Raw genomic sequence first — 2,095 nt, forward strand, 5'->3', positions numbered from 1 at the left:
GCACCGTGTTTTCGGCTTGACCCGAAAAATTCGTATCTTTGCCACGTTAATCCTTTTACGTAAGGCGTTGCCTGCCACCGGGATTTTTTCAGGGCAGGCACTCCGAAGTTCTCATTATGCCCTTATGTCCTCCTATCTGACCTCCTGTTTTCCCATAACCGACCCTACGTGGATTTTCTTCGTGGTGCTGAGCATTATCCTCTTCGCGCCGATGTTGCTCGAACGGCTGCGGATTCCTGCCATCGTAGGCATGATTGCCGCCGGAGTACTCATCGGACCCTATGGTTTCCATGTGCTCGACCGCGACGGCAGTTTCGAACTGTTCGGCAAGGTGGGACTTTATTATATCATGTTTCTGGCCTCGCTCGAAATGAACATGCAGGATGTACAGAAACTCAAGGTGCCCGCCCTGACGCTGGGAATGCTCAGTTTCCTGCTTCCCCTGGCCATCGGCTTCGGGGCCAACCACGCCATTCTTGGCTACGGGGTGGCAGCATCGGTGCTGATGGCCGCCATGTACGCCTCGCATACGCTTGTGGCCTACCCCATCGTGTTGCGCTACGGCCTTTCCCGCCGGCGCAGCGTGAGCATAGCCGTTGGAGGTACCATCGTGGCCGACACCCTGACGCTGCTCGTTCTGGCAGTGGTGGGCGGTATGTTCCGCGACAACGTGACGGGCCTGTATTGGGTTTGGCTTGTAGTGAAAGTCATTCTGCTTGGCGTGGTCATCGTGTTCAGCTTTCCCCGGCTGGCACGTTGGTTCTTCAGGCGGTATGACGATGGTGTGGTGCAGTATATTTTCGTTTTGGCACTGGTGTTTCTAGGTGCCGGTCTGATGGAATTTGTAGGCATGGAGGGCATTCTCGGCGCCTTTCTTGCCGGCATTGTGCTCAACCGCTCCATCCCGCCTTCTTCGCCTTTGATGAACCATCTCGAATTTGTGGGCAACGCCCTTTTCATTCCCTATTTTCTAATTGGCGTGGGCATGTTACTCAACGTGAAGGCTTTTGTTCACCATCCCCGCGTGTTTGCCGTGGCGGCAGTCATGGTGACGGTGGGATGCCTGACCAAATGGCTGGCGGCTCTCTTCACGCAGAAACTTTTCGCCATGGGCGCTCCTGAACGCCGCCTCATATTCGGCCTGACCAACTCACGCGCCGCCGCCACACTGGCCGTGGTACTGGTAGGTTACAAGATCATCCTGCCCGACGGATCAAGGCTGTTCGACGAGAATGTCCTCAACGGCACTATGGTATTCATACTTTTCACCTGTGTGATAGCCTCGTTCGTGACCGAACATACGGCCCGACGGATGGCCGAAAGCGGTACTCCCGACGAAGCGGTACAGCAAGAGGAAAACGACCGCATTCTCGTGTCACTCTCCAATCCCAAAACCGTTCCCGATCTCGTGGCGGCAGGCCTTATGCTCCGCACTCCGGGCGCCGACACGCCGCTCACGGCCCTCAACATAGTGCTTGAGGACGACCCCAACGCACGGGGCGAAGGTCTCAAACAATTGGAACACGCCGCAAAAATTGCCGCTGCGGCCAATGTGCGCCTCGTGTCGCGCAGCCGATGGTCGGTCAATATAGTGAGCGGCATTTCCCACACCATGAAGGAATGCGAAGCCTCCGACCTGCTTATCGGCCTTCATCAGAAAGCACGTCTCACGGAAACTTTCTTCGGCAAACTGGCCACTGACCTCGTAGCGGCCGTAGAGCAGCAGATTATCATCTACCGTCCGGAGTTTCCGCTGGCCACGGTGCGCCGCATTCATCTGCTCATTCCCCGTAAAGCGGAGTTTGAGCCGGGATTCCGCCGCTGGGCCGAACGTGTGGCTTTGCTTGCCACGCAAATCAGCTGCAGGGTGGAGATGTACAGCGGTCGGGGAACAATGGCCGCCGTACGGCAATATTGGGAAAAACGCAAATACAATATAGAGGGTGACTGCCATGTATACACCGAATGGCACGACTTCCTGTCGCTGGCTCACACTGCCGGAAAAGATGACCTGATGATTTTTATCGCCGCCCGGCGCGGAACACTTTCTTACCACAATTACATCAACCATCTGCCTAAACAGATTGAACGTTAT

The 2,095-nt window shown here is 55.8% G+C and carries 1 protein-coding gene; it reads left to right on the forward strand.

The window, feature by feature from the left end; genetic code table 11:
* Window positions 1-124 precede the first annotated feature (124 nt).
* Window positions 125-2,095, forward strand: a 1,971-nt coding sequence (locus C5S62_RS02185) for a cation:proton antiporter (protein ID WP_104403875.1), incomplete at its 3' end; no start/stop codon positions are given.

It is taken from the genome of Prevotella sp. MGM2 (genome assembly GCF_002933955.1).
Lineage (GTDB): Bacteria > Bacteroidota > Bacteroidia > Bacteroidales > Bacteroidaceae > Alloprevotella.